Origin of the sequence: Stieleria tagensis (assembly GCF_024129865.1) — a bacterium.
GTDB classification, from domain to species: domain Bacteria; phylum Planctomycetota; class Planctomycetia; order Pirellulales; family Pirellulaceae; genus Stieleria; species Stieleria tagensis.
Genome location: NZ_JAMYFE010000170.1, coordinates 1 through 2,294 on the forward strand (window position 1 = coordinate 1; position 2,294 = coordinate 2,294).

Below are 2,294 nucleotides of genomic sequence, written 5' to 3' on the forward strand. Positions count from 1 at the left end.
TGAGCGCAGCGAGCAAACCGTGTGCGTTGGGCACGATTGAGAGATTGAAGGTGAAAGTCCTTTATGGGACCTGTCGGAGGTAACCATGAGTGAAAAGCAATTGCACGAACTGAAGCCCAGGCTGTCACGGCCCGTCGGTGGAGGTTTTGCCGTGAGGTCGTGTGAGATGGAAGCATGTAGCGAATCGCAGCACCGAATGAAAATGAACCTTCTAGCAGGCTGTTTGACCTGGGTTAGCGAGCGCGGACGAGCGACGCCCAATATCCGGTCGTGGTCATTCAGTAGTGAAGGCGGGAGCGGCGAGACATTTCTCAATCTTACCCCAAGAGATCTCGATCGATCCTCAGTAAGTCCCCGCCCAAAGGCTTGTGGTAGGGTCTACGAAGGAAACGACAACGACCCGAAGTCGATCGAGAAGTCGGATCATCTCATAGTAGTGGTGAAGCGGAGTAACGCCCGTGGAGCGAAGGGGATGACAAATTGAAAAGCTCTGAATCACACCAACTGGCATTTGCGTTTGCCGACAACTCGCCTCCCAACGGTCGCGAGAGCAGTCAGGCTTCCAAGGCGGACGTATCCGCTGGCAAAGCCTATCTGCTGTATCAAGCCGATGCCAATTTGATGAACGAAACAGACGCCCGAACTGATTCCGGTGGAGAACTCTCCGCCGAGAATTTGTTGGAAGAAGTCGCGTCGTTGCCGAATCTGGCAACCGCTCTGCTTCGAGTCGCCCGTAACAAGGGTGCTTCCGGAGTCGACGGACTCAGCGTGCAGGAGGTTGTTGAGCATGCTCAACAACTTCTGCCCAAAGTCCAACGTGCTCTGCTGCAAGGTAACTTTATTCCTGGCGACGTCCGCCGAGTTTGGATTCCCAAACCAGGCGGTGGCGAGCGAGGTCTAGGGATACCTAACGTCGTTGATCGAATGGTTCAACAGGCGGTTCATCAAGTGATCGAGCCAATCTTTGAACCAATCTTTCACGACGGCAGTCACGGCTTTCGCCGCGACCGGGGAGCCCAAACTGCGATCGCTTTAGCGACCGGCTATTTTGAGGAAGGCTACGCGTACACGGTGGACATCGACTTGTCGAAGTTCTTTGACCGTGTTCATCATCAACGCTTGCTCGGGCGAATGTCCGAACATGTCAGTGATGGTCGCTTGCTGAAATTGATTCACCGGATGCTCAAGGCGAACGTGGTGTTGCCCGAAGGCACGCGTGTGACGACCGAAGAGGGCACGCCGCAAGGTGGTCCCCTTTCTCCGCTACTATCCAATATCGTGTTGAACGAATTGGACTGGGAGTTGGAGCGTCGCGGTCTTCGCTTCGTCCGCTACGCCGATGATTTCAGTATCTTCGTGCAAAGTGAACGAGCAGGCCATCGCGTGATGGCATCGGTTACGAGATTCATCGAACGCAAACTTCGCTTGGTCGTCAACCAGGAGAAGAGTTCGGTGAACGGACCTTACGACTTGACGTTTCTTGGCTTTCAGCTTGGAAAAGAGGACGAGAGTGAAGAGGTGACCATTGCGATCTCCCAACGGACACGACTACGAATGAACGCCAAGATTCGTGAGCTAACGCCACGGTCCTGGGGGAATTCGTTTGATCGTTGCATCGCCGGAGTGAACTCCTACCTGACCGGTTGGATCGGTTACTTTCAGCTCTGCACGGACACGAAATCTTTCTCGCGTTTTGACGCCCACATCCGTCGTCGGCTGCGGTCGATCAAGATCCGTCAAAGAAAACGTCCGCGTCATCTATTTCGTCACTTAGTCAGTCGCGGCGTCTCTGGTGGGATGGCACGCAAAGCGGTTTATGAAATTCGCGGTCACTGGAAGCGAAGTGCCAGCTTTGGGGTACACAAAGCGTACCCCAACGTCTGGTTCGCTGAACGTCTCGTGAACTTGTATGGCCGCTGGCACGAGCTAAACCCACCACGGGCCTCGGAACAACTACTCCTGTTCTGAGACAGTCAATTTGAAGAGCCGGATGTGTGACCCACAAGTCCGGTTCTGTGAGAGGCCCGAGGAGAGCAATCCCTCGGGCCTACTCGACCACCCTAGGTTGCGAACACCGGGAACACGCTCTGCCCGGCGGGATTCGGCGGCATAGCCGCCGAATCCCGCCGGGGGAAAACGGTTTCATGTTCACCCGGGGTTCCTGTCGAACCTGCCTCCAGCAGGTTCGACAGTGACCCCGGGCTAAGCTATCGAACGCCGTTGGCGTAGAGATGGGATTGAATGCATGCGACTCTCCCAATGGGTGGCACGCCAAGCTGCACGACTTCCTTGCG

Annotated in this window: 1 protein-coding gene; it reads left to right on the forward strand. The window is 55.4% G+C overall.

The genetic code is table 11. The annotated features are described in order from the left end of the window. Positions 1-480: 480 nt before the first annotated feature. Positions 481-1,968, forward strand: coding sequence for a group II intron reverse transcriptase/maturase (gene ltrA, locus NHH03_RS27460; RefSeq protein WP_253161562.1), 1,488 nt, complete (start codon positions 481-483; stop codon positions 1,966-1,968). Positions 1,969-2,294 lie beyond the last annotated feature (326 nt).